This is a genomic window from Staphylococcus sp. mip270_02 (assembly GCF_054031535.1).
The window spans coordinates 719,194-745,318 of sequence record NZ_CM132934.1 but is presented as its reverse complement, the minus strand read 5'-3'; the positions used below and the strand labels follow the sequence as shown (position 1 = coordinate 745,318).

Below are 26,125 nucleotides of genomic sequence, written 5' to 3'. Positions count from 1 at the left end.
TTCTCAATAATATTACACACATTATTTTTAAAATCAAAACATATATTTTTCCTATCATTAAAAATTAAAAACAGCTACTTAATAGATTGCTAGTAGCTGTTTTGTATATTCATGACGTTGTTTGTCGAATAAAAATTCAGTATTAAAATCATCTACGATTTCACCATTTTTCATGACAATTAATCGTTCAACGATTTTATTTAAAAATGCTAAATCATGAGATATTAATAACATACCTTTATGTGTATCTGCGTAGTACTGTTTCAACACTTCAATCATACTTTGCTCAGCAATAACGTCTAAACTAGCTGTAATCTCATCGCAAATTAACATATCTGGTGCTAACATCAATGTACGAATCGTATTAAAACGTTGCAATTGGCCACCACTTAATTGATCAGGGAATCTATTCAACAAGTTTTTATCTAAATGCATTTGCTTCATTAAAATATACATTCGTCGATAAACTTCAGATGAGTTTGAATCACGATGATACTTTATCGCCTCTTCTAGAGATTTATTCATTTTAAATTTTGGATTAAAGCTATCATACGCATGTTGAAATATAGGTAATAATCGGAAATCATTATTTGTATATTGTTCTTGAGATACTGGCAATAAACCTAAAATAATTTGTGCTAATGTCGTTTTACCAGAACCACTCTCACCTACAATACCTACAATTTCATCTGGCTGTATGGTAAGATTTATATTTTTTAAAACAGGGGCCTGTCTATATTTAAAATTCATGTTATTTAAGTTAATCATTATTGCTCCCCTCCTTTAATTGGCTACGGGAGTTAAATAATTTCAAGCTATATGGATCCACATCATGATTTTTAAAAGCTTGTACATGGTTTGAATCGACTAGTTTTCCTTTTTGAATAACATTTATCCAATCGCTAAAATTTAAAACATGTGATAAATTATGGGTAATTAATAAAAGCGTTACTTTATGAACTTCTGCCAAATGTTTGATTAGGTTCATAATATTAGCTCCTGTTATCACATCTAGTGATGCAGTGGGTTCATCAGCAATAATTAATTTCGGATTGAGCATCAATACGCTCGCTATTTGAACCCTAGCAAGTTGTCCACCTGATAGACTAAAGCGATAACTATTCATTGTTTTATCTGGTACTAAATCAACCCACTCAAGCGCTTGCGTTACAATTTTTTTGGCCTTAGTTTTATCTATCTTATAATGTTGTCTATAAATCGCAATCAATTGTATGCCTAATTTCGTATGCTCATTAAAGCTATGCGTATAATCTTGAGAAATAAAACCAATCTCTTTCCCTAAAAGTTCGTGCATATTCACCAATTTTTTATTTTCATAATTTAAACTGTCATAAGTCATTATTAAATTATCAGGTAATTGTTGTACTAACGCTTTAGCAGTTAAACTTTTTCCTGAACCACTTTCCCCTACCAAAACATTTACTTTACTTGCTTTTAAACTGAGATTTATGTGATCTATCAGTGTGGTACATCTTTCACCTTTAATTACTAAGTTGGTTATCTCAAGTAAATTAGCCATTGATATCACGCTTTCCTTTTAATAATTTATCTCTTAATGCATCGCCAGCTAAATTAAACAATAGAATAGTTATTGTGATTAAGCACGCTGGAACAATCAAAAGTAACGGATAAGAACTAATATAATCTCTACCTGTATTCAACATTGCTCCCCATTCAGGTGAAGGTGGCTGTGCACCTAACCCGAGAAATGAAAGTGACGATATATATAATATTATTTTCCCAAAATCTACCGTCATCAGCACAATAATAGATGGTAAAACTTGGGGGAAGAAATGTTTAAAGATAATAACATGTGTTGGCACGTTAAATAATCGAGCCATTTGTATATAAGGTTTCGTGATTTCACTACTTACGACTGAACGGGTCAATCTAGTGTAAGTCATCCATTTAATAATCGTAATTGCTATCACCAAATTCCAAATACTAGGTTTGAAAAAGCTAGCAAATGCAATCATAAGGACAAATTCAGGAATACTTAATCCTATATCAATAACACGCATAATAATTGTATCAACGATGCCTTTTTTGTAACCAGCAATCAATCCTAATGGTACACCAATAATGATTGTAATCAACAATGTAATCAAACTAATAATCAATGTGTACCTTGCCCCAATAATAACTCTTGAAAGTAAATCTCTACCATAATCATCGGTGCCTAACCAATGGTTTAAGCTTGGCATTTCAAGACTACTCCCTAGGTTCACCTCATAAGCATTTGTTGTCGACACAAAAAATTGTGCGATGATAAGAGCCAATAAATACAATGTAAACACATAAAATATAAGATGCTGTTTATTTAATTGATTCATTACATTTCACCATCCTGTCGTTGCGGTTTCTTGGGATGACGTGAACTATTATATCGGCGCTTCGGTTCTAACCATAGCAATAATAAATCACTCACTGTATTAGCCAAAACAACAAAGAAACCAATCATAATTACCGCACCTTGTACTACAGGATAATCTCTTGCACGTATACTATCTACTAGGAAATGTCCTATACCTGGTATTCCAAATAAATTTTCAATGACGACAGTGCCTCCTATAAGACTCCCCACAGACATGCCTAATACCGTTATAACTGGGGTAATAGCTGGTTTAAATAAATCACTCCATAAAATATATCGTTCAGACATACCTCTGAGTCGTGAAGCCTCAACTTCTTTAGATTGATATAATTCTATTAAATTCGATCGCATCAACCTTACATAGTATGCACTCATACCCACGCTTAATGCTATCACTGGTAAAATGTAACCAGCTATCGTGTCTATACCAGAAGATGGCAAAACATTAAATTTCTGTGCAAAAATATAAATTAATATTGTACCTAAAAAGAATGAAGGCACACTCACTGTAAAGGACGTTACAGTTCTGATAAATGTATCAACCCACGTATGATAATATTTCGCTGCTAAAATTCCCATTGGAAGTGCTGTTAATAAGACAACCATTATAGTTAGAAAAGCAATGCTTAAGGTCGGCGGCGTGTAATAAATTAATTCTTTTATTACGGGTTCACCTGTTTGATAACTCGTACCGAAATTAAATTGAACAATTTGACCTAACCATTGAAAATATTGCATGACAACTGGTTGGTTTAGGCCTAATTTTTCTTTTGTTGCTTCAACTTGTTCTGAGGATACATTTGCTATATCTAAATGTAGGATTTTATCAACTGGATCGCCAGGTGTAAGTTTCATTAATATGAATGTAATACTAGAAAGGACAAACAATACAATGATCATTTGTCCAATTCTAGTTAGTATATTTTTAATTATCATTGTTTTTTATCGACCTTGTAATCGATTAGATAGATACCTTCGGGTGTTGCTTTTAAGTTCTTCACATCTTTATTCATACCGACGATATTATCCATATATGAGATATAGCTATTTGCAAAATCACTTTGTGTAATACTAATAATTTCATTTGTTAAACGATTACGTTCAGATTTATCTACTGTTTTATTAAACTCGTCAATTAATGCTGTTACTTTCTGATTGTTATAGTCGCCAGAATTAATTGCGCCTTTAGGCTTATATGCCTGATTAAAGAAGTATCCTGTATCTCCTCTAGGTATTGTACCAAAGCTATATAAAGAGGCATCCCATTGCTTTTTATCACTTAAATAGCCTTCAATATCATCTACATTACGAATAGTAATATCGATATTGGCTTTTTTAGCATCTGATTGAATAACTTGTGCCATTTTAGGCAGTTCTGGTCTACCATTATACGTAGATACGGTTAACTTTAATGGATTTGATTTAGAATATCCTTCTTCTTTTATAATCTGTTTGGCTTCTTCTAAATCTTGTTTTTGTATAGGTTGTTTATCTATAAAATCTAATTTTGTATTAAATGGTCCGGTAGCTGGTTGGGCATGGTTCTTAGAGACATTACGTGCGATACTTTCACGATTAATAACTTTATCTAGCGCTTTACGTACAGGTTTAGTCATTTTGTCACTTGTATGATTGTACATAACCAATGATGTTCTAAATCCTGATACTGCAGATGTAGTTGTCTTATCTCCATCTTTCAACTCTTTTTCCTTTTCAACAGGAACATCTGTAATTACATCAGCTTTACCTGATGCTAAATCGCTTGTACGAGCATTACCATCTTCTTGATATGTAACATTTACATGATCTAGTTTAGGTTTACCTTGCCAATAATCATTAAAACGATCTAACTTGATATTTTGAGATTGCTTATAATTTTTAATTTGGTATGGTCCGGTACCAACAGGCGTTTTATTAACGTCATCTGCCTCTGTATCGTAAATTGCAGAGAATGGACTTGCTAACTCTGACACTAATTCAGGATAAGCTTCTTTTGTAGTAATCGTAATGTTTTGCCCATCTACATTAATATCTTTAATTGGAAGCGAACCTTTAACGAGATCACTTTTCTTAATGCTTTCTTCCAAACTAGATTTTACCGCTTCACCTGTCACTTTTTTACCATTTTGGAATTTAATGTCTTTTTTCAACTTAATATCTAATTGTGTTGGTGTTTTTTGTTCATATGAATCGACCAATACCTTTTCAACTTTGCCATTTGCACCAGCTTTAAATAGAGCTTCAGCAGCACCTATCTTCACTGGTACATCTGTCTCATATGGTGCAATAGAAGTTGTTTTTAATGGCAGTTCAACGTCTAATGTTTTCCCTTTTGATTCACTTCCTGAACCACTACACCCCGCTAAGACCACAGCTGATATTGCAATTAATGAAACAATTTTTTTCATTTTCATTCCTTCTTCCCAATAAATTTATAATTAATTAGAAAATCGAGCTACTCTCAAACGATGCCTATATTATTATAAAATATAATTTAGGGTCTTCATCCAATAAAGTCATGCTATTCAATTTGTTGAACCTTCATTCGGTTACCTGCAAACAACATAATCCACGTTGCTATAATAAAAGGGAGTGTAAACACTGGCAAACCGAATGGTGTTAATAAAGTTGTCATGCCCGCGTGCAAAACAACTGTCAAAAGGATTCCTAAAACAATGCTAATATATCGTTGAATCCTAGTACGGAAAGCAACGCCCAAAGCGAGCACTGTTAGTATGACATTATAGCCAAACAATCCATCATTAATTTGATCATGATTTGCACCAAGTACTAGTACAGCAGTAAAACCAATTAAATTGGCTACTATAGCAAATACACCAGCTTTACTTGAAGCAATAAAAATTCCTATAAGAATTAGAACCCCTGCCATAATGCTCTTCAACAAGAAAATTTCACTGAATCCTGATAAAAAAGCATTTATAAAATGGATGCTATGTCCTGAAAATTGTATCTCTTGTACTGTGTCTGGCAGTATATTGACATCTGCATTCACAAACTTAAATTGAAATGACATTAGTAAAATCAACCAGCTAACAAATACATATGGCATGGTTAACATAGGCACGCCAAAAGGCTTAAAAAATTCTCTGAATGCTGAGCCTATTGGCATTGTAATCACAATTGCTATAAAAGCAATTAATATACTATACCATTCTGGCACTAAAAATAGTGTCAATGCAATTGCTGTTAGTACTGGATTGAAACCTGCTAATCCTGAGTTAATCTCTTCATTTGAGTAATTTGTCCGTTTCGCTAATAATAATGCAATAATACTCGCAGCTAAGGTCATAATACCAACCTTCCAATTTCCTACGAATAAACCTAACAAGATAAATAAGCCTGTCCATGCATTATTTAATAGCAGTACTTGTGCGATGTTCTTTAATATAATTCGAACAGCATTCACATTGTCACCTAGTTTCTACGCTTATTCCAACATACAACATAATATATTATAACGGATAAAATTTAAAGCAATACATATTTAATTTCAACACGTTTTTTTTCGTCATCAATTTATTTCAGGTGGTTATTCTTGTAGTATGCTTCTAATCGTCTTATTATTAGATTAGTCACATACTATATATTTATTTTATAAAAACGTCGAAAGGTAGTGAGCATGTGCATTTTACACAACGTGAACAAGACAAACTAATGTTAGTTATTGCAGCAGATTTGGCTCGTAGACGTCAGCAAAGAGGTCTTAAGTTAAATTATCCCGAGGCAGTTGCCATTATAAGTTTTGAGCTATTAGAAGGTGCAAGAGACGGAAAAACCGTTGCAGAACTTATGAGTTATGGCAAACAAATATTAGGTGAGGATGATGTAATGGAGGGCGTTGCAGATATGTTAACCGAAATGGAAATTGAAGCAACTTTTCCTGATGGTACTAAATTAATTACCGTTCATCACCCAATTGTGTAGAGGAGGAAGTTAATTATGAAACCTGGTGAAATTATAGTTAAACGTACAGAAATTGAAGTTAATCGTGGTCATAACGCTACGATACTTGATGTAAAAAACACAGGAGATCGCCCTATTCAAGTTGGTTCTCATTATCATTTTTTTGAAACGAATCCTGCCTTGCAATTTGAACGAGAAAAAGCTTATGGCAAACGGTTAGATATCCCTGCTGGCGCAGCGGTACGTTTTGAACCTGGTGACGAAAAAGAAGTTCAACTCGTTGAATTTAGCGGTAAAAGAAGAATTTTTGGTTTCCATGGTAAAGTGAATGGACCTATTGACGAGGCGCGTGTTTATAAAGCTGAAGATGACGACAGCGCTACAGAAATTATCGCTGAAGAAAATAAAGTCAGCGAAAATGCTAATAAAGAAAGTGGGTATAACAGATGAGTTTTAAAATGACGCAATCACAATATACAAGTCTATATGGCCCTACTGTTGGAGACTCTGTAAGATTAGGAGATACTAATTTATTTGCGCGTGTCGAAAAAGATTACGCAACATATGGTGATGAAGCCGCATTTGGCGGTGGCAAATCAATCCGTGATGGTATGGCTCAAAATCCTAATGTGACACGTGATGATAAGCAAGTAGCAGATTTAGTAATTACAAATGCACTAATTCTTGATTACGATAAAATCGTTAAAGCAGATATCGGTGTTAAAAATGGTTACATTATGAAAATAGGTAAAGCTGGTAACCCAGATATTATGGATAATGTAGACATTATCATTGGAGCAACTACAGATATTATTTCTGCAGAAGGTAAAATAATAACAGCTGGTGGTATCGATACCCACGTCCATTTCGTTAATCCTGAACAATCTCAAGTCGCCCTTGAAAGTGGTATTACTACACATATTGGTGGTGGGACAGGCGCATCTGAAGGTGCTAAAGCAACTACTGTTACTCCAGGTCCTTGGCATTTACATCGCATGTTACTAGCAGCAGAATCGTTACCTTTAAATATTGGTTTTACTGGTAAGGGACAAGCAGTTAATCATACAGCTTTAGTAGAACAGATACATGCCGGCGCTATCGGTTTAAAAGTACATGAAGACTGGGGTGCAACGCCTTCAGCATTAGATCATGCCCTTCAAGTTGCTGACGATTATGATGTCCAAATTGCATTACACGCAGATACATTAAATGAGGCAGGCTTTATGGAAGAAACAATGGCTGCCGTTAAAGACCGTGTACTGCATATGTATCATACAGAGGGCGCAGGTGGCGGACACGCACCTGACCTAATTAAATCTGCAGCTTATTCCAATATACTACCATCTTCCACAAACCCTACCTTACCTTACACTGTTAATACAATTGACGAACATCTAGATATGGTTATGATTACACACCATTTAAATGCTTCTATACCAGAAGATATAGCTTTTGCCGATTCCCGTATTCGTAAAGAAACGATTGCTGCAGAAGACGTATTGCAAGATATTGGTGTATTTAGTATGGTCAGCTCTGATTCACAAGCCATGGGACGTGTCGGTGAAGTAATTACAAGAACTTGGCAAGTTGCACACCGTATGAAAGAGCAACGTGGTCCATTAGATGGCGACAGCGAGTATAATGACAATAATAGAATCAAGCGCTATATAGCGAAATACACAATTAATCCTGCGATTACGCATGGTATTTCAGATTACGTTGGTTCAATCGACGAAGGTAAACTTGCTGATATAATTATGTGGGAACCCGCATTCTTTGGCGTTAAACCTGATGTCATCGTTAAAGGTGGGTTAATAAACACTGCAATTAACGGTGATGCTAATGGTTCTATACCTACTTCAGAACCTTTAAAATATCGTAAGATGTATGGTCAACTTGGCGGCAATATGCAGGGTACTTCAATGACATTCGTATCTACCACAGCTTATGAAAATGATATTGGCAAATTATTAGGTTTAAAACGTAAATTAAGACCTGTGCATAATATTCGTAAACTAACTAAAGCAGATATGAAAAATAACAGCGCAACGCCAAAACTAGATGTTGATCCGCAGACATATGAAGTATTTGTAGATGGCGAAAAAATCACAAGTGAACCAGCTACGGAATTACCATTAACACAACGTTATTTCTTATTCTAGGAGGTTAAAAATGATCATCGAAGAAATCGTAGGCAATATCGCTAACATTTCAGACAGCGATAAAGGAAAACATATAGAAAAAGTATATTTAGAAAACTCTGATTTAGTTAAACGTATCCAACGTGTTAAAACAGATCACGGTAATGAAATTGGCATCCGTTTAAAACAACCAATTGACTTACAATATGGAGATATTTTGTATAAAGATGATACTAATATGATTGTCGTAGATGTAAATTCTGAAGATTTACTTGTAATTAAACCACGCTCTTTACAAGAAATGGGAGATATCGCTCATCAACTGGGTAATAGACACTTACCTGCGCAATTTACAGAAACTGAGATGCTCGTTCAATATGATTATCTAGTAGAATCACTATTAAAAGATTTAGAGATACCATATGAACACGAAGACCGTAAAGTTAATCAAGCATTTAGACATATAGGTCATTCACATGATTGATCACGCTCATCTACGCCTGTTTCAATTTTGTGATTCACAATTTCCAACAGGGGCATTCAGTCATTCATTTGGACTTGAAACTTATATCCAGCGCGATATCGTTCATGACGAACAAAGTTTTCAGCAATGGCTCATACTTTTTCTAAATGAACAATTAACTTATGCTGATGGCTTAACGATGCGTCTCGTTTACAATGCGCTTGAACAAAATGATACACAAGCTATTTTACGATTAGATCGTATCCTTTTTGTACAAAATTTACCAAAAGAAACACGCCAAGGTTCTAAACAGATGGGTACTCGCATGGTGAAACTTGCTTCTGAGCTTTATGACAGTGATTGGTTAAACTGGTATCATGCTCAAATGCGTGACAAAAAAGCAATGTTACATCCCGCTATTTGTTTTACTATGCTTGGCCATCATCTCGGGGTCGATATAGAAACGATTATTGATTACTATTTATACCAAAACGTGTCTAGCCTTACCCAAAATGCAGTACGTGCAATACCCTTAGGGCAAACTTCTGGGCAACGCATCGTTCATCAAATGATTCCCATCATGAAAGATACTAGAAATCATATTATGACTTTAGATGAATCACAACTTGGTATTACTGCCCCAGGTTTAGAAATCAATCAGATGGAACATGAAAACGTAAACGTAAGAATTTTTATATCTTAGGAGGTCAAACTTTATGACAGATACAATTAAAATAGGTGTGGGCGGACCTGTTGGTGCAGGAAAAACTCAACTTATTGAAAAAATTGTAAAACGCTTAGCAAAAGACATGAGTATTGGTGTTATCACGAATGACATTTATACAAAAGAAGATGAAAAAATATTAGTTAATTCTGGTGTGTTACCCGAAGACAGAATTATCGGTGTAGAAACAGGCGGCTGCCCTCATACAGCTATACGTGAAGATGCTTCAATGAATTTTGCTGCAATTGATGAATTAAAAGAACGAAATGATGATATTGAACTTATTTTCATCGAATCTGGTGGCGATAATTTAGCGGCAACTTTCAGTCCAGAATTAGTAGATTTCTCAATCTATATTATCGATGTTGCTCAAGGGGAAAAAATTCCTCGAAAAGGTGGACAAGGTATGATTAAATCCGATTTCTTTGTTATAAACAAGACTGACTTAGCACCTTATGTTGGTGCGTCATTAGAACGCATGGCTGAAGATACAAAAGTATTCCGTGGCAACCGTCCTTTCACTTTCACAAATCTCAAAACGGATGAAGGTTTAGATGAAGTTATTGAGTGGATAGAACAAGACGTATTTCTTAAAGGGTTAGCTTAATGTCTGATGGACAGAATCAATGGACTGGCCAATTAGATTTAACTGTCTTTAATAATGGTAAGAAATCGGTGGCGCGTGACATTTTTTTCGAAAAAGCCTTGAAAGTCATGCGACCAGTTTATTTAAATAACTCTGATATACCTACGTTTTATATTGTAAACGTAGGTGGTGGTTACTTAGATGGGGACCGTTACAAAATGGATTTTAATATCGAACCAAATGCAAAAGTTATTTTAACTTCACAAGGTGCTACAAAAATTTATAAAACACCTAATAACCATGTAGAACAATACCAAAACTTTAATATCCAAGAGGATGCTTATGCTGAGTATGTTGGCGATCCAATTATCGCTTTTGAAAATGCAAAATTCTATCAACATAATACATTTCATTTAAAATCTACAGCTGCATTATTTTATACAGATATATTAACCCCAGGTTATTCTAAAGATGATAAAAAATTTAGTTATACGTATATGCACCTGTTAAATGAAATCTATGTCGATGATGAATTAGTTGTTTTCGACAATACTTTGCTTGACCCATCCAAAAATAAAGTTGATGGCCTTGGTTATATGGAAGATTATACGCACTTAGGATCTTGTTATTTTATACATCCTACTGTAAATCAAAAATTAATCGATAGTGTTTATGAGCAAATCAAACACTATCAACAGCAATATGATTGTCGTTTCGGCATCACTAAGCTACCAACACATGGCTTTAGCATTCGAATTTTATCAAATAAAACACAAATAATTGAAAGAATATTGGCGACCCTACAAGAATTTGTAGTGAAAACAATATTTGATCGTGATGTGGATTTTTTAAGAAAATATTAAAAACTATAACATAAAGGAGAGCCCCAAATTTTGCTTATGGGCTCTCCTTTTCATGTTAATGTAACTAGCCAATCTAACTAACGACTAATCTTAAATAACACTTACTGTAAAACTCACACTATCATACATATTAAAAAGCTAAATTATATTCAAAAACCATATAAGACTAGATACCAATAATACAATCGTCGTAATATAAATTGTTAATTTTTGACTTTTTTTCAATTCATTTTCTTTTTTAGTAAATAAACTAAATAATGTTCCATCTTTTCCCATTAATAAAGTGATAGAATAAATAAGTAAAATTAAAGACAAAATAAATAATATTAATGCAACGAACACCATAAAAATCCCCCTCCCATTTGAGTAACATTTACTAAAATAACTAATTGTCATACTATCTTAACTTAGTTTATAAATAAAGAATACTGAATGCTTTTTTATAATTAAAACAAATTATTAACTCTGTACTTTTATTATTGCTACAATAGTACAGGTTAATAAATAATTTCTAATAGGAGTGATCTTGTGATAAAAGAATATATTTATAAAAACACTGTACAACCCTCTTGGATAGATAATAATAACCATATGCATGATGCACAATATTATTCCGTATTCAGCGATGCAGTTGCTGGATTTTTAGAACATATTGATTTTTCAAGCGATTATCGTCACAACCAAGATGTTACAATATTTAATGTTGAAGCGCACATTTCTTATTTAAAAGAATTATTACTTCACGATACTTTTCACATCAAGATACAAATTTATAATTATGATGCTAAACGCATACATTTATTCTTAACTATGTACAACGCTAATAATGAACCTACTGCTACATATGAAGCGATGATGATGGGTGTTAGCAACCACACAAGAAGTAGCACAGAATTCCCAGTGCCTATTCAAGAAAAACTTAAAAATTATTTTGATCAGCAACAACACTTTGATGTGCCTAAACAATTAGGTCATGTTATTCAAATACCTCAACGTAAATAATACAATTTGACATACTTCGATTTTGACATCATTTCATTCCATTGATACTATGAAGTAGAATGACCATTCTATTTCGGGAAGTGTGAGATACTATGTCACAGAAAAAGCAAGATATACTGAGTGTTGCTGAGCGATTATTTTATGAATATGGCTTTCGAGGTGTTGGTTTAAAACAGATTATCCAAGAAGCAAATGTTGCTACCATGACACTTTATAACCATTTTGACGCTAAAGATAATTTAGTAGCACAAGTATTAAAGCAAAGAGAAGCTCGCTATTGGCGTTATCTTGACAGTTTCGTCGAAAGACATCCAGATAAACCATTTATTTCAGCAGTTGAAGCACATTGTCAATGGCTTAATGACTACTCTTACAAAGGCGATATGTTTATGCGCGCTATCGAAGATTATGCTGATACCGATAATGAAATTGAAAGTACCGCCAGAGGACATAAAGCGCGCCTATTACATTATTTAGAAAAACTCGCTAACAATGCAGGTATTGATAATGGCTATGATCTTGCTGTACAGTACACCTTACTATTAGAAGGTACAACCTCAATGACTGCATTATTAGGATCTAAAGAAGCAACTGAACACGCCATTACTATGGCAAAGTTATTATTACATGAAGCGCACAATCAATAATTCATAGACGAGTAGGTACCAGTATTCAAAAGAATCCTCCCCTACTCGTTATTTTAAAATAAAAAATAGAATGAACATTCTATATATTTTTAACTATTGTTAGAATGAACATTCTATATAGATTTGGAGGTATTTTATGAAATTTTCAAGACTTGTGTTACCAGGTATCGCTATGATTGCTACCACTTATGGATTAGGTAGATTTAGTTTCGGTCTCTTTCTACCAGAAATTTCCAATGACTTGAGTTTAACCGCTTCACAAGCAGGTATGATTTCATCACTATTTTATTTGGCTTATTGTTTTACAATTATTTATTCCACATTAAAAACTGACAAAATCGGTCCTAAAAGGATGATTATCTTTGCAGGTCTTTCTGTATTAATTGGCTTAATCCTAATTGGTATCTCATCAACTGCAATCATACTGTCCTTAGGTGTCATATTCGCTGGTGCTAGTACCGGGTTAGTATCACCACCTTATGGTTATACAATTTCTTTATGGATTAAATTGCAGGATCAAGGTAAAGCAAATACATGGATTAATTCAGGTACAAGCTTAGGCTTAATGTTCACCGGTATAACCGCTATGTTTATCTTTCTTGATTGGCGTGACACCTATTTAATCTATGCATTTATAGCATTAATCGTATTAGCTTGGAATTATATTATTATCCCAAGTCTGCAACAGGACATTAAAATTGATACTGGTAGTTTGAATATCAGAGATATTTCTTCTAGTAAACGCATTGTAATAGCTTCTACTTTACTCGGTGTTTCAACTGCACCATTTTGGACCTTCTCAAAGTCATTTGTTCAACTTACTGGTCATTACTCAGATATGGCTCTTTCTGTATTTTGGATTTTAATTGGTATTTTTGGGATAGTGGGAGGTATATCTGGAGCTATTATCGATAAGAAAAGCCTTCATTTTGCATTTAATATCGGCGTAATTTCGTTAGCATGCGCCTCAATTTCACTAGCATTAACACCAAATATATGGCTACTTCCATTTATTTCATCTTCCATATTTGGTATGAGTTATATATTCTTAACAGGTGTTTTACTTGTTTGGGGAATTAAATTATTTGTAAAAAATGCTTCTTTAGGCATAGGTATCCCCTTTTTACTATTAGCAGTAGGACAAGTCATTGGTTCTTCTTTCGCAGGTGTATTCATTGATATACTAAACTACCAATACACCTTTTTAATATACGGTGTAATTGGTTTAATACCTTTATTAATTTATCCTAAGGTTGAAATTACGAAAAGCAAAGCACCTAAAGGGGACTACAGTAAACTACAACAAACGAATGTTGATGTATTGAATTCAGAACGTTCTTTTGACTTTGAAACACCAACGCAAACAGAGTATAACAATCATTAAGCTGTTCAATTTCATATAAAATTAAAATAACCCAGGTTTCTTCTGAAAATGATCCCCCCTTAAAGAAGTTTTTGGCATCTTCTTTAAGGGGGATATCAAATGAAGTATTTCCTGGGTTATCTTTCTTTTTATTTAATTTAAAGTATTTAATGCTGCTTTTAAATCTTCTACTAAGTCTTCTGTACCTTCAATACCAACAGACAAACGAATCAAGCCGTCTGCAATGCCTTCTTTTTCACGTATGTCTTTTGGTATAGAGGCGTGTGTCATTAAAGCAGGCACGGAAATTAAACTTTCCACCGCACCTAAACTTTCAGCTAATGTAAAATATTTAGATGTTTTAATTACTTGTTTAGCACTTTCTATGTCTGCAACTTCAAATGCAACCACACCTGTATGCCCTTCTGCTTGTCTTTGATGAATATCGTGATTTAAGTGCGTAGCAATACTTGGATGGAACACTTGTCTAACAGCATTATGTTCTTGCAACATTGCTATAATTTCGAGTGTATTGCGTTGTACTTGTTCCATACGTATACCTAAGGTTTTAATACCTCGAATCAATAAATAACTATCTTGCGGTCCAAGTACGCCACCTGTTGAATTTTGAATAAATCCAATATGTTCTGCTAACGCTTCATCGTTTGTAGCAACTAAACCAGAAACAACATCACTATGACCGCCGAGATATTTTGTTGCAGAATGTAATACAATATCGATACCAAATTTTAATGGGTTTTGGAAATAAGGTGTCATAAACGTATTATCTACGACAGAAATCAAATTATGTCTTTTAGCTATCTCGGAAGATTTTTTAATATCTGTTACACGTAATAACGGATTAGACGGTGTCTCAATGTATAACATTTTCGTTTCAGGCTTAATATATTGTTCAATTTCGTCAATTTGTGTTGTATCAATAAAATCAGCTTCTATACCAAAACGGGTAAACACTTTAGATAATGCTCTATATGTGCCACCATAAACATCTGAATTAATTAATAAATGGTCACCTTTATCTAACAACATAATCACTGCTGAGATGGCTGCCATACCAGAACCAAATGCATAACCGAATTCTCCTTCTTCTAAATCGGCAATTAGCCCTTCTAATGCCGTTCTTGTAGGATTCGCAGAACGTGAATATTCGTAACCTTGTCTCATATCTCCAATATCATCTTGAATATAAGTACTCGTTTGATAAATTGGCGTCGTTACCGCTCCTGTGTATGGATCTGTTGTCACTCCGCCATGTATTAATTGTGTTTTTTTATTCATAATCATTCTCCTTATAATTTAAGATTTTCTTTGACATATATCGGTCGCTTCCGTCAGGAAAAACTGTGACAATAACACCTTTATTTATATGTTTTTTTATGTCTAATGCTGCCTGTAGTGCTGCTCCCGATGAACTACCAACCAAGAGTCCTTCTTGTTTAGCAATTAGTTTTACATTTTTAAATGCATCATCATCGCTAACTTTTATAATATCTGCTACTAATGTTTCAGGTAAGAATAATGGCCATTGTTCGGAACCAATGCCTTCTATATCATGTGCATGTGCTTGACCACCACTTAAAGTAGATCCTTCTGGCTCAACTATGACACTTTCAATATTAAATTGAGCTAAATGTTCAGCAATACCAGCAAAGGTTCCACCAGATCCTACGCCACCAACAAAATAATCAATATCGTCCAGTTTATCTGTAATTTCTTGTGCTATGGTATCTTTATATGCTTCAGGATTATGTTTCGATTCAAATTGATTTAAATAAAAAGCCCCCGTTTTTAATCCGAATTCCTGTGCTGCTATTTTTGCACCTTCCATACCAAGTCCTTGTTCTGTTCTTATTACTTTCGCTCCTAAAGCTTTTATAATTGATACTTTCTCTTCAGAAAAACCTATAGGCGCAAAAATCACACTACTGAGTCCATAATGATTGGCTGCAAGAGCAACACCGATGCCCGTATTACCTGCTGATGCTTCAACAACTGTATCTCCTTCATGAATGATGTTATCTTTTAAAGCTACCTCAATTAAATGCTTTCCTAATCTATCTTTTATGCTACCGCCAGGATTAAACTGTTCTAATTTTGCATAAATTTGAACGTCTTTATTACTAAATGATTTTAAAAGTACAAGCGGTGTATTTCCTATTAAGTCAAAACCAATCATTTTATTCCTCCATGAGTTTACCATTTCCATTCCTTTTACAATACCCTACTATAACGATAAGAATTATAAACAATTTATTTTATTTTTGCAACCCCTTTAAACTAAGTGCGTTGTAAAAAACACAAATCAATCCTTACTTTTTTAGTAAGAAATGGTTGAAAAGGTTAAAAGGGTCTTGTATAGTGATAATTATCAGAAAATTCTAATTTTAGGAGGATTTATATTATGTCTCAAAACCCTTGGCATTTAGATACACTTTCCATTCACGGCGGTCAAGTAACAGATGACTTTTCAAAATCTCGCGCAGTTCCTATTTATCAGACTTCTAGTTATGTATTTGATAATACCGAACATGCAAGAAAGCTTTTTGCTTTAGAAGAACCTGGCAATATTTATACTAGAATAATGAACCCAACGCAAAATGTTTTTGAAGAGCGTATTGCAGCACTTGAAGGTGGAATCGGAGCTCTAGCCACATCTTCAGGGCAAGCTGCAATTCATTTAGCACTCTTAAATATTGTAGAATCTGGAGATGAAATTGTTGCTTCTTCTAACTTGTATGGTGGAACTTACAATTTATTAAATGTTACCTTTAATAAATTAGGCATCAAAGTTCACTTTGTAGATCCAAGTGATCCTGAAAATTTTGTAAATGCTATTAACGATAAAACAAAAGCTGTTTATGCTGAAACTATAGGTAATCCAAAAATTGATGTATTAGATATTGAAGCAGTCGCAAATGTTGCACATCAAAATAACATTCCTTTAATTGTAGATAATACTTTCCCAACTCCATATTTACTTCGTCCTTTTGAATTTGGTGCAGACATTATTATACATTCAGCAACTAAATTTATAGGTGGTCACGGTACTTCTATAGGTGGGGTTATTGTAGATAGCGGTAATTTCAATTGGGATAATGGTAAATTCCCAAGTCTTGTAGAACCTGATTCAAGTTATCATGGCATTTCATATACTAAAGATGTTGGAGAAGCAGCCTATATTACAAAGGCGCGTGTACAGTTATTACGAGATTTAGGTTCAGCAGTATCACCTTTTAACGTCCATGAATTTTTATTAGGATTAGAAACATTACATTTACGTTTAGAAAGACATTCTGAAAACGCATTGCGTGTTGCCCAATATTTAGAACAACATCCAAACGTAACTTGGGTGAATTATCCTGGTTTAGAAAACAATAAATATCAGCACCTTGCCCAAAAGTATTTACCAAATGGACAAGGTGCAGTACTCACTTTTGGTGTAGATGGTTCTGTTGAAGATATTGCAAAATTTGTTGATGCATTAAGTCTATTCTCTCATTTAGCAAATGTTGGAGATTCTAAATCTTTAATTATCCATCCTGCTAGTACGACTCATTTACAATTATCACCTGAAGAACAACAAGCTTCAGGCGTTGTGCCTGAACTTGTAAGATTATCAGTTGGTACTGAAAATATTGATGACATAATTAATGACCTTGAAAAAGGTTTTAAAGCATCACTTGAAAATTAACGAAGGAATTTTCTTAGTGATGCTTATACAAAAGAATACTTTTGTGTTCCCCTAATCACTTGAAAATTAACGAAGGAATTTTCTTAGTGATGCTTATGCAAAAGAATACTTTTGTGTTCCCCTAATCACTTGAAAATTAACGAAGGAATTTTCTTTGGGATGCTTATGCAAAAGAATACTTTTGTGTTCCTCTGATCACTTGAAAATTAACGAAGGAATTTTCTTTGGGATGCTTATGCAAAAGAATACTTTTGTGTTCCCCTAATCCCTTGAAAATTAACGAACGAATTTCCTTTGGATGCTTATGCAAAAGAATACTCAAAACTATGTTAATAATAAAAAGGCTGAGGCAATTAATTGTCTCAGCCTTAAGCATATAATAAATAAAAAATGAATGGTGAAGTGTGATACATAAGCTCCTCCTATCCACTAATCAATAAACTTTTTTAGACCCCCTTAAACTATGCCTTCACACAAACCTAAGCCTACCCTCCGTGTCTAATATGACTTTGTCGACACTTTATAGTCCATATTGAATTTATAAATTAATATTAGGATAATAATCATATTAATAGCATAAATTAGGTGTTCATTTGAGTGAGAATAAAGACAGATTAACCGTAAGTGTTATACTACTGGCTGGCAAGATACTACTTTCCTCTGATGCTGAAGTATCAAGAGTAGAAGATACCATGCGTCGCATCGCAATTTGTATGGGCTATTATAATAGTCAAGGTTACGTAATCAACGTATTTATCAATTTTTCATTAAGTGAAGAACATGATACACGTATATTACATATAAACAAAAACAACACTAATTTATTAAAAATATTTCAAGTTAATTCAATTTCTAGAAAGCTTACAGTAATCAATTATCTATTGATTAGGCTTATATCCTATTAAAAAATGTCGATTACACTAATTTAAATATCCCATTATGGAAAAAGGTAATGGCTGCAGGAATAATTTCATTAAGTTTCCTATATTTACAAGGCGGCACCTGGTCAGATGCAATCACTACAATTATTGCTGGCTCAATTGCTTTAGGTCTGCTATTATCTGATTAGTTATCGAAGACACTCAATATTCGTAAATTATTATTAGTAAAAAAATTATAAAAAGGCTTCATAGTTCGTATGAGAAAGAAGCAGAAACATAAATAATGTCTCTGTCTCAACTCATTATAATGGTAGTAGCTGGCTGATTCGAAAAGGCCTTTAAATCATGTTTTTTTCAACTCTAGTCGTCATTGCTAAGGATAGACAACGAAACTTTTTCAGAAAAATTAAGTTTCAATCCCTCTCCAATAGACACTGAAAAACTTTTATTTATTTTTTATTCACATAATAAAGCCCTCTTAACACATTCGCATCTAAATCACTTATTCTGACTACAATCTCTCTATTTTGAATCAAGTGATGTTTTTGTGCATATGCTTCAATTCGCACTTTATAAGGTAATTTACTTTGTGTTACACCACCTCCAAGTACGATATTATATACATTGAAGACACTATATAGGTTCGTACATAACTTTTGTGTTAAATCTATTACTTCTTCAATCATCTGTACGATTTGTTTATTTTCTCCTGCATTATACATTTCAATTGCTTCTCTAGTACTAACTTCTTTGTTAAGCAATACGCCTGCTTTCCTACTTATTGCTAAGCCAGAAATTTCATTTTCAACGCAACCATATTGTTTGCAAACAGGGCATTGGTAGTCACTATTGTCTTTAATAATAGTATGACCAATCTCACCGAAATTACCATCGCTACCAGAAACTAGAGTGCCATTTCTCATGTATGCCATACCAACACCTGTACTTATAGTTAAATATATAAAATCCTCTGTCATCGATGGAATGTAGCGTTGTTCTGCTAATATAGCAGCATCCGTATCATTTACAAAATATGGTTTAAATGAACTATGTTCAGTGATAAACTCACCTGCGTTAAAATTATTGTATTTTTGTAAATTAGGAGGATTTAAAAATACACCTTGAGTATAATCACACGGCCCAGGCATAGCAATATTTAGCACTGTATCATCTATATGTTCAACACTTTCTAAGTAATTCTTAGCTATATTGATTATTTCAGTAAACTGTTGTTTGGGGTTATCTACATAAGTTTCAAATTTATGGCTCTCTATAATTTCTAAATCTTCGTTGATTAAACCTACAATTGTCTTTGTTCCACCTATATCTGTACAAATTTTCAACATTGTAATTACCTCCTATGATTGCATAAAAAGGCAGAAATAACTAAAGTTATCTCGCCTTTAATTTTTATACATAGCTAACTATAAATGTCATATCACCTTTAAATGTAATTTCTTCATCCTCAGTAGTCAGTATAAAATGTGTTCCTTTTTCTAAAGTAATAATTTCGTTATTTACTGTAACTTCGCCATTGCCCTCTACAATGGATACTAGACAATATGATTGTGGTTTTGTATAGTCTAAATGACCATTGATTATCCATCTTTCCACTGTAAAGAACGTATTAGATACAAATTGCGTATAATCCTGACCTTGAACCACTTCATGTTTAGCTGATTTATTCGGTGAGCTAGCAGAAAGGTCAATTACCTCTTTACTTTCTTCTAAATGAAGTTCTCTTTTATTTCCTTCTTTATCAGTTCTGTCATAATCATAAATGCGGTAAGTAGTATCAGAAGATTGTTGTGTCTCTAAGATTAAAATCCCTTCTCCTATTGCATGCACGGTACCTGCCGGCACATAGAAGAAGTCTCCTGCTTGAACTTTGACTGATTTGAATAGTGCATCGAATTGTTTGTTATCAATCATTTGATTTAACTCATTTTGACTCTGTGCATTTACGCCATAAATAATTTCTGCTCCTTCTTTTGCATCTAATATATACCAACATTCAGTCTTACCATATTCTCCTTCATACTTTTGCGCATACGTGTCATCTGGATGTACTTGTACTGACAAATTATCATTTGCATCTAATATTTTAGTTAGTAACGGAAATTTATCTTCTTTAGGATTCCCAAATAATACTTTGTCTTCTGCCCAAACTTCATCTAATGTTTTACCTTTATGACGTCCATTTTTAATTATGTTTGGACCGTTCGGATGTGCTGATATCGCCCAACATTCACCAGTATGATTATTAGGTATATCATAGTTAAATGCTTTAAGTGCGTTGCCTCCCCATATTCTTTCTTGAAAAACAGGTTTTAATAATAATGGCATTTATTCCTACCTCCTACTTATATTTCTTTAAGTAAATCGTAAATTTGTTGTGTTTGTGTTGCCTCAATTAACTGTTGGCGAATATTGTCGTCCATTAATGTTCTTGATAATCTTTGTAACAGTTTTAAATGTGTATCACTGCTGTCATTAGGTACTGCAATTAGAAATACAATATTAGGCAATGTGTCATCTAAGCTGTCCCAGTCTATACCATGTTTATTATTCATTACAGCAACAACAGGTCGTTTCACTGCTGATGATTTTGCGTGAGGTATTGCAACATTCATTCCAATTGCTGTCGTTGCTTCTGCTTCACGTTTCAGTACAGCATCTTTCAATTCTTTTCTATCTGTAATGTAATCATTCTTATCTAGTTGATCTATGAGATCATCTATCGCTTCGTCTCTTGTAATTTTCTTATCGACTATTTTAATAACATCTTTATCAAATACATCAACTGTGTTATTTGTCTGTTCAGTTGTTTTTTCTTTATTTATATCCGTTGTAGTATTTGTTGTAGTATTGGCTTCTGACTGGTCATCTTGCTGTTCCGCTGTCATCCCAGTTGCAATACTATTAGTATCAACAGCTAATGATGGTGTATTTTTTCTCAAAAATAGCACTACACTCATCGTGACAAGGCTACCAACTATCACAGCAATAAAGAACCATAAAATCTGATCTATGCCACCTAAAACAGCTACAATCGGACCGCCATGAGCCACTCTATCGCCTACGCCACCTATTGCTGCAATAGCTGCTGCTACCATTGCCCCTATCATATTGGATGGAATAATTCTTAACGGATCTTGTGCAGCAAATGGAATAGCACCTTCTGTAATACCAAATAATCCCATAGTAAATGAAGCTTTTCCCATTTCTACTTCACCTTTATTAAATTTACGTTTATTAATAAACGTAGCTAAGCCTAAACCAATAGGCGGCGTACAAACCGCTACTGCAACCATTCCCATTACAGCATAGTTACCTTCAGCGATTAGCGCTGAACCAAATAAGAAAGCAACTTTATTTACTGGTCCTCCCATATCAAATGCAATCATTGCCCCTATAATTAATGCTAAGATTACAATGTTAGTACCTTGCATACCTTTCAACCAAGTTGTCAATGCTTCAAAGATACTCGCTATTGGTGCACCAATTAAGAATATAAATATTAATCCCACAATGAGTGATGAAATAATAGGAATTATTATAATCGGCATAATGGGTGCCATTACTTTTGGTGTTTTTACATTTTTAATCCATTTCGCAATGTAACCTGCTATAAAACCAGCAACAATACCGCCTAAAAAACCAGCTCCAGCATCACTACCGTAGAAGCTACCATCAGCAGCTATAGCGCCACCAATCATACCTGGTACAAGGCCAGGTTTGTCAGCAATACTCACTGCGATGTAGCCAGCCAATATTGGCACCATAAAACTGAAAGCTAAATTGCCTATATTTTCAACTGATTTCCAAAATGAATCATTTGGAATTTCCAAACCTTTTGAAGTTGCTTCTCCACCAATTGTCAGTGCAATCGCCATTAACAATCCACCTACAACGATGAAGGGAACCATAAACGATACACCATTCATTAAATGCTGATAAACCATCTGAATACCAGTTTTGGGTTTATCTTCTTGGCTATGCTGACTAGCTCCATTAGTTTCATGATGGATATGAGCATCTTTATCAATAATACGTTGAATCAATACTTCCGGTTTATGAATACCTTCTCTAACACTTTCGTTAATTAATAACTTCCCATCAAATCTAGATAAATCTACTTGGCGATCTGCTGCAATAATAATGCCATCCGCTTCTCTAATTTCTTTTGTTGTTAAGACATTTTCTGCACCTACGCCACCTTGTGTTTCCACCTTGATATGCACGTCCATATCTTTGGCAGCTTGCTCCAATTTTTCTTGGGCCATATACGTGTGTGCAATCCCATTTGGACACGACGTAATCGCTAAAATTTTCATATGATTCATCCTCCTTGACTCAATTGTAAACGCATTCATTAGGTTGTAAAAAAGAATAATTGCCGTTACTAGTGGCAATTATTCTTTAATTAAGTCAATAATTTTCTCTTTTAAACTTTGATCTTCAAGTACTAATAATTGATCTACAGCATTCTCATCCAATTTAGCAATAGTATGAATAATTTTCTTCATTATAGGAATGTCTTGTTCTGTAATTGCTAAGAAAAAAACTAGCTTAGCTTTATTTTGTTTCCAGATATAACCTTGCATATTTTTAAAAATAATTACATGTGATTTCAATACTTTTTCTGGGTCACCATGTGGTATACTCATCCCATTACCAATATACGTAGAAGAAAATTTCTCTCTTTCCAATGCACTTTTCATGTAATCTTTGGTCACAGCATAATTGTTATCCAGAATCATTTGAGCTTGTTCAAAAACATAACTTGCAACCACTTGTTCCTGTTTATCTGAGCAAACACTAAACTGAATTGAAGCTAATTCATTTTGGTGTAATACAGGGTTTTGCTTATGGTGTAACGCTGAAGTAATTTTATTTTCATCCTCCTCTGAGAATAAAGGAGATACTTCTATGCAAGTTAAATCGTTAGGCACTTGTGCACCTTCAATAGAATGTGTAGAAACAAGAACATCAATATTGCTAAAGTTATAATTATCAATATCTTCCATTTTCAATGTATCTACTATATGAATGCTGTCATCTATATTTTTAATTTTCACTTCTAATAAACTAGAAATTCCCAACCCATAATAACAAGTGATAACAATATTAAATGAATCTTTTTTATGGCGATCTATGGAGGATTGAAAATGTAACGCTAAAAATGCAATTTCATCTTCAACTAAATTTATTTTTGCGTCTTTTGCAAGATGAGTTACTGTCTCATACAATGCATCAAATACAAAGGGATAATACTTTTTAATATCTTCTGTTAAAGGATTATTAATATAAACATTCTTTGCTATACGTAAGTAAGTTCTGCTGAAATGTGCATATAAATTGTCGCGTAGTTCTAGGTCTTCTGTAAAATCTACTCCTACATTTTTCTCCATCTGATGAATCATACGATCGATATAACTTTTAACAAAAATCCGTTCAAACCCTAAATCATATTTATTAAAATAATAGCTAATGAAGAATGATAACAGTTGCGCAGTTTTATCTGAAAGTTGATAACCTAACTCCAAATTGATATCTGTAATACATTGTTGCGCGATTTTATAGGAGGATTTATCGACTACCCATGAATAACCGTCATCGTTATTACGTTTAAATATAATAATTAAGTGTATAAGTAATTGTTTTATTCGTATTTTAGAAGTTTGTATATGATGTGCATTTAAGTTATTTTCAATAATTTGACTAATGATATCAATATGAGCCTTAGGTATTTCATTTAGTATTACATCATCAACAGTTTTATTTTTCGAAGATAGTTGGTTTAAATGTAGAATCGCATTTCTAATATTCATTTCACTTCCGTTTACAGTGACGCCTTTTTTCTTAGTTAGATTAACAGTAATATCAAATGAATTGCACCACGACTGAACACGCGTTAAATAATCACTAACTTCTGATTTAGATAAATTAAAGTGATGTGCTAATGAATCTAAAGTTGTGGGTTGTTGGTGCATTAAAATATGATAACCCAATTTTAGCAGTAATTCGTTTTCTTTGTTTGTAAAATCAGAAACGATTTCTTCTATATACTCTATACTATATAGGTCTTGGTTCACTTTGAAACCTCTACCTTTGACACTGGCAATTAACGACGACAATACTTCAACATTAATATATTTAATATCGTTTCTCACTGTTCTATTAGAGACATTTAAGTAATTTGCTATTTCATCTGCGCTTAAAAAACGATTACTGTTGTTGAGTAACAATCTAATAAGTTTGGCATGTCTTTCTAACATCACTGCACCGCGCTTTCCCTTATTTTCACTCTTGATCAAAGATGAATTAATATTTAAATTCATTGTAGCTATTACCTATTATTTAAGCAAGAAGTGGCTAATCGAAGTTCACATAATAAAAACACCAATTCAAAAGATATCATCTAATGAATTGGTGTTTTTATTTATTTTATTTTTCTGATGTATGGATAGTTTCTCTAATATATTCGTAAGCTTCTTTAAGTTGTTGCATTTCTTGATCATCCAACATAATTGCAAATCTTTGAACAATACCAGAGCCATCAACTAACGTAGGTAAACTATATGCACCATCTGTTAAGTCATATTCTTTACTGATTGAAGTCAGCGGGATAATAGTACGTTGATCCAATGCAATAGTTTGTATCAAGGATGTTGTAACTTTAGAAATAGCAGCATTAGTCCAACCTTTTTGATAAAAGACGTCCATAGATACCTCATTAATGATAGATGTTATATGTGCTTTATCAATTTCTGGGCTATTACTTAGCTCTTCATACTCTGTGAGCGACATACCATGAATACGCACTTTGCTCCACACAGGTATTGCATGTTGTCCATGTTCTCCAATAACAAATGCCTCAACATTTTTGGGATCGATTTGATAATGATGAGCGATAATCGTCTTGAACCTTGAAGTTTCTAAAGATGTTCCCGTTCCAATAATTTTATTAGATGGATAGTTTACTTGATTAGCAAAGTATACTATCGAATCTACAGGATTAGAAATCAAAATAATTATTGCTTCTTGTGTTACCTCGGCAACTTGGCTCATAACATTTTTTATAATGTCATGATTGCCTTGCGCTAATAAAGTACGATCACCATCATTTTTATCTGTTGGTACACTCGCAGCAATTACAATAAAATCAGCATCTGTTAAATCTTGATAACCCCCAGCTTTAATATTGATATGCGCAGTGTTAAATAATCCTTGCGAATGATTATGATCAAGAGCTTCTCCACTTGCAATCTCATCTTTATCATCAATCAAAACAATCTCTGAAAATAAATTCAAATATTGTACATCTGTTAAAACTTGACTACCTACTCTTCCTAATCCAACAATGCCTAGTTTAGACATAAACTACACCCCTTTTTTATTACTAATATCCGTTCATAATA

Annotated in this window: 27 protein-coding genes; 13 read left to right on the top strand and 14 right to left on the bottom strand. The window is 33.5% G+C overall.

All coding sequences use genetic code 11. The features are described 5' to 3' along the window. Positions 1–78: 78 nt before the first annotated feature. The 6 genes from ACW5YJ_RS03250 to yut all read right to left on the bottom strand — a co-directional run bounded on the left by ACW5YJ_RS03250 (position 79) and on the right by yut (position 5,822). Positions 79–768, bottom strand: a complete 690-nt coding sequence (locus tag ACW5YJ_RS03250; RefSeq protein WP_017723817.1) for an ABC transporter ATP-binding protein — start codon at positions 766–768, stop codon at positions 79–81. Further along, positions 761–1,540: an ATP-binding cassette domain-containing protein gene (locus ACW5YJ_RS03245; protein ID WP_017723818.1), complete on the bottom strand. Its 780-nt coding sequence runs from the start codon at positions 1,538–1,540 to the stop codon at positions 761–763. The genes ACW5YJ_RS03250 and ACW5YJ_RS03245 overlap by 8 nt, the downstream gene beginning before the upstream one ends. After that, positions 1,533–2,354 carry a nickel transporter permease gene (gene nikC, locus ACW5YJ_RS03240; RefSeq protein WP_017723819.1) on the bottom strand — a complete coding sequence of 274 codons (822 nt, stop codon included), beginning with the start codon at positions 2,352–2,354 and terminating at the stop codon, positions 1,533–1,535. The genes ACW5YJ_RS03245 and nikC overlap by 8 nt, the downstream gene beginning before the upstream one ends. Beyond that, positions 2,354–3,331: a nickel ABC transporter permease gene (gene nikB, locus ACW5YJ_RS03235; RefSeq protein ID WP_107551370.1), complete on the bottom strand. Its 978-nt coding sequence runs from the start codon at positions 3,329–3,331 to the stop codon at positions 2,354–2,356. Before nikB ends, nikC begins: the two co-directional genes overlap by 1 nt. Further along, entirely contained in the window at positions 3,328–4,803 is a 1,476-nt protein-coding gene (gene nikA, locus ACW5YJ_RS03230) for a nickel ABC transporter substrate-binding protein (protein WP_017723821.1), read from the bottom strand. Before nikA ends, nikB begins: the two co-directional genes overlap by 4 nt. Positions 4,804–4,916: 113 nt before the next feature. Beyond that, a complete protein-coding gene (yut, locus tag ACW5YJ_RS03225; RefSeq protein ID WP_017723822.1) occupies positions 4,917–5,822 on the bottom strand; it encodes an urea transporter in 906 nt (301 codons plus the stop codon). A gap of 215 nt (positions 5,823–6,037) precedes the next feature. On the opposite strand from yut, the gene ACW5YJ_RS03220 reads away from it, so the two are divergent. From ACW5YJ_RS03220 to ACW5YJ_RS03190, 7 genes are read left to right on the top strand one after another with little or no spacing between them, the layout of a single operon-like run. Then, complete coding sequence (locus ACW5YJ_RS03220; protein WP_017723823.1) at positions 6,038–6,340, top strand: urease subunit gamma; 303 nt, start codon at positions 6,038–6,040, stop codon at positions 6,338–6,340. A gap of 15 nt (positions 6,341–6,355) precedes the next feature. Further along, entirely contained in the window at positions 6,356–6,769 is a 414-nt protein-coding gene (locus ACW5YJ_RS03215; RefSeq protein ID WP_017723824.1) for an urease subunit beta, read from the top strand. Then, on the top strand, positions 6,766–8,481 hold the full coding sequence (gene ureC, locus ACW5YJ_RS03210) for an urease subunit alpha (protein WP_017723825.1): 1,716 nt from the start codon (positions 6,766–6,768) through the stop codon (positions 8,479–8,481). Before ACW5YJ_RS03215 ends, ureC begins: the two co-directional genes overlap by 4 nt. A gap of 10 nt (positions 8,482–8,491) precedes the next feature. After that, the gene (gene ureE / locus ACW5YJ_RS03205) at positions 8,492–8,944 is read left to right on the top strand and encodes an urease accessory protein UreE (RefSeq protein ID WP_017723826.1); all 453 of its coding nucleotides are present in this window, start codon (positions 8,492–8,494) and stop codon (positions 8,942–8,944) included. Next, entirely contained in the window at positions 8,937–9,626 is a 690-nt protein-coding gene (locus ACW5YJ_RS03200; protein WP_017723827.1) for an urease accessory protein UreF, read from the top strand. The genes ureE and ACW5YJ_RS03200 overlap by 8 nt, the downstream gene beginning before the upstream one ends. 13 nt (positions 9,627–9,639) lie before the next feature. After that, on the top strand, positions 9,640–10,254 hold the full coding sequence (gene ureG, locus ACW5YJ_RS03195) for an urease accessory protein UreG (protein ID WP_017723828.1): 615 nt from the start codon (positions 9,640–9,642) through the stop codon (positions 10,252–10,254). Beyond that, positions 10,254–11,096 (top strand): urease accessory protein UreD, encoded by an 843-nt coding sequence (locus ACW5YJ_RS03190; protein ID WP_017723829.1) that lies wholly within the window; start codon positions 10,254–10,256, stop codon positions 11,094–11,096. The genes ureG and ACW5YJ_RS03190 overlap by 1 nt, the downstream gene beginning before the upstream one ends. 138 nt (positions 11,097–11,234) lie before the next feature. Here the strand turns inward: ACW5YJ_RS03190 and ACW5YJ_RS03185 are convergent, their stop codons facing one another. After that, positions 11,235–11,441, bottom strand: coding sequence for a hypothetical protein (locus ACW5YJ_RS03185; RefSeq protein WP_017723830.1), 207 nt, complete (start codon positions 11,439–11,441; stop codon positions 11,235–11,237). Positions 11,442–11,624: 183 nt separating this feature from the next. On the opposite strand from ACW5YJ_RS03185, the gene ACW5YJ_RS03180 reads away from it, so the two are divergent. The 3 genes from ACW5YJ_RS03180 to ACW5YJ_RS03170 all read left to right on the top strand — a co-directional run bounded on the left by ACW5YJ_RS03180 (position 11,625) and on the right by ACW5YJ_RS03170 (position 14,129). Further along, positions 11,625–12,098: a thioesterase family protein gene (locus tag ACW5YJ_RS03180; protein ID WP_017723831.1), complete on the top strand. Its 474-nt coding sequence runs from the start codon at positions 11,625–11,627 to the stop codon at positions 12,096–12,098. A 92-nt stretch (positions 12,099–12,190) separates the two neighbouring features. Then, positions 12,191–12,745 carry a TetR/AcrR family transcriptional regulator gene (locus ACW5YJ_RS03175; RefSeq protein WP_017723832.1) on the top strand — a complete coding sequence of 185 codons (555 nt, stop codon included), beginning with the start codon at positions 12,191–12,193 and terminating at the stop codon, positions 12,743–12,745. A gap of 136 nt (positions 12,746–12,881) precedes the next feature. Further along, positions 12,882–14,129 carry an MFS transporter gene (locus ACW5YJ_RS03170; RefSeq protein ID WP_107551367.1) on the top strand — a complete coding sequence of 416 codons (1,248 nt, stop codon included), beginning with the start codon at positions 12,882–12,884 and terminating at the stop codon, positions 14,127–14,129. Positions 14,130–14,261: 132 nt separating this feature from the next. On the opposite strand, the gene ACW5YJ_RS03165 is transcribed toward ACW5YJ_RS03170, so the two are convergent. Next, positions 14,262–15,407, bottom strand: coding sequence for a bifunctional cystathionine gamma-lyase/homocysteine desulfhydrase (locus tag ACW5YJ_RS03165; RefSeq protein WP_119603591.1), 1,146 nt, complete (start codon positions 15,405–15,407; stop codon positions 14,262–14,264). Continuing rightward, a complete protein-coding gene (locus tag ACW5YJ_RS03160) occupies positions 15,400–16,305 on the bottom strand; it encodes a PLP-dependent cysteine synthase family protein (RefSeq protein ID WP_107551365.1) in 906 nt (301 codons plus the stop codon). Before ACW5YJ_RS03160 ends, ACW5YJ_RS03165 begins: the two co-directional genes overlap by 8 nt. A gap of 225 nt (positions 16,306–16,530) precedes the next feature. Between ACW5YJ_RS03160 and ACW5YJ_RS03155 the strand changes: the two genes are divergently transcribed. The 3 genes from ACW5YJ_RS03155 (at position 16,531) to ACW5YJ_RS03145 (ending at position 18,889) form a co-directional block, all read left to right on the top strand. After that, entirely contained in the window at positions 16,531–17,820 is a 1,290-nt protein-coding gene (locus ACW5YJ_RS03155; protein ID WP_017723836.1) for a homocysteine synthase, read from the top strand. Between the two features lie 593 nt (positions 17,821–18,413). Next, positions 18,414–18,725, top strand: coding sequence for a threonine/serine exporter family protein (locus ACW5YJ_RS03150; protein WP_457338474.1), 312 nt, complete (start codon positions 18,414–18,416; stop codon positions 18,723–18,725). 47 nt (positions 18,726–18,772) lie between these two features. After that, positions 18,773–18,889 carry a hypothetical protein gene (locus ACW5YJ_RS03145; RefSeq protein ID WP_457338473.1) on the top strand — a complete coding sequence of 39 codons (117 nt, stop codon included), beginning with the start codon at positions 18,773–18,775 and terminating at the stop codon, positions 18,887–18,889. 261 nt (positions 18,890–19,150) lie between these two features. On the opposite strand, the gene ACW5YJ_RS03140 is transcribed toward ACW5YJ_RS03145, so the two are convergent. The 5 genes from ACW5YJ_RS03140 to ACW5YJ_RS03120 form a co-directional block, all read right to left on the bottom strand. Continuing rightward, on the bottom strand, positions 19,151–20,047 hold the full coding sequence (locus tag ACW5YJ_RS03140; RefSeq protein ID WP_457338472.1) for an ROK family protein: 897 nt from the start codon (positions 20,045–20,047) through the stop codon (positions 19,151–19,153). Between the two features lie 64 nt (positions 20,048–20,111). Beyond that, the gene (gene manA / locus ACW5YJ_RS03135; RefSeq protein ID WP_017723840.1) at positions 20,112–21,047 is read right to left on the bottom strand and encodes a mannose-6-phosphate isomerase, class I; all 936 of its coding nucleotides are present in this window, start codon (positions 21,045–21,047) and stop codon (positions 20,112–20,114) included. 17 nt (positions 21,048–21,064) lie between these two features. Then, positions 21,065–23,038 carry a fructose-specific PTS transporter subunit EIIC gene (locus ACW5YJ_RS03130; RefSeq protein WP_457338471.1) on the bottom strand — a complete coding sequence of 658 codons (1,974 nt, stop codon included), beginning with the start codon at positions 23,036–23,038 and terminating at the stop codon, positions 21,065–21,067. A 78-nt stretch (positions 23,039–23,116) separates the two neighbouring features. Next, positions 23,117–24,982 carry a BglG family transcription antiterminator gene (locus tag ACW5YJ_RS03125; RefSeq protein ID WP_457338470.1) on the bottom strand — a complete coding sequence of 622 codons (1,866 nt, stop codon included), beginning with the start codon at positions 24,980–24,982 and terminating at the stop codon, positions 23,117–23,119. Between the two features lie 169 nt (positions 24,983–25,151). Then, positions 25,152–26,084 carry a lactate/malate family dehydrogenase gene (locus ACW5YJ_RS03120; protein WP_017723843.1) on the bottom strand — a complete coding sequence of 311 codons (933 nt, stop codon included), beginning with the start codon at positions 26,082–26,084 and terminating at the stop codon, positions 25,152–25,154. Positions 26,085–26,125 lie beyond the last annotated feature (41 nt).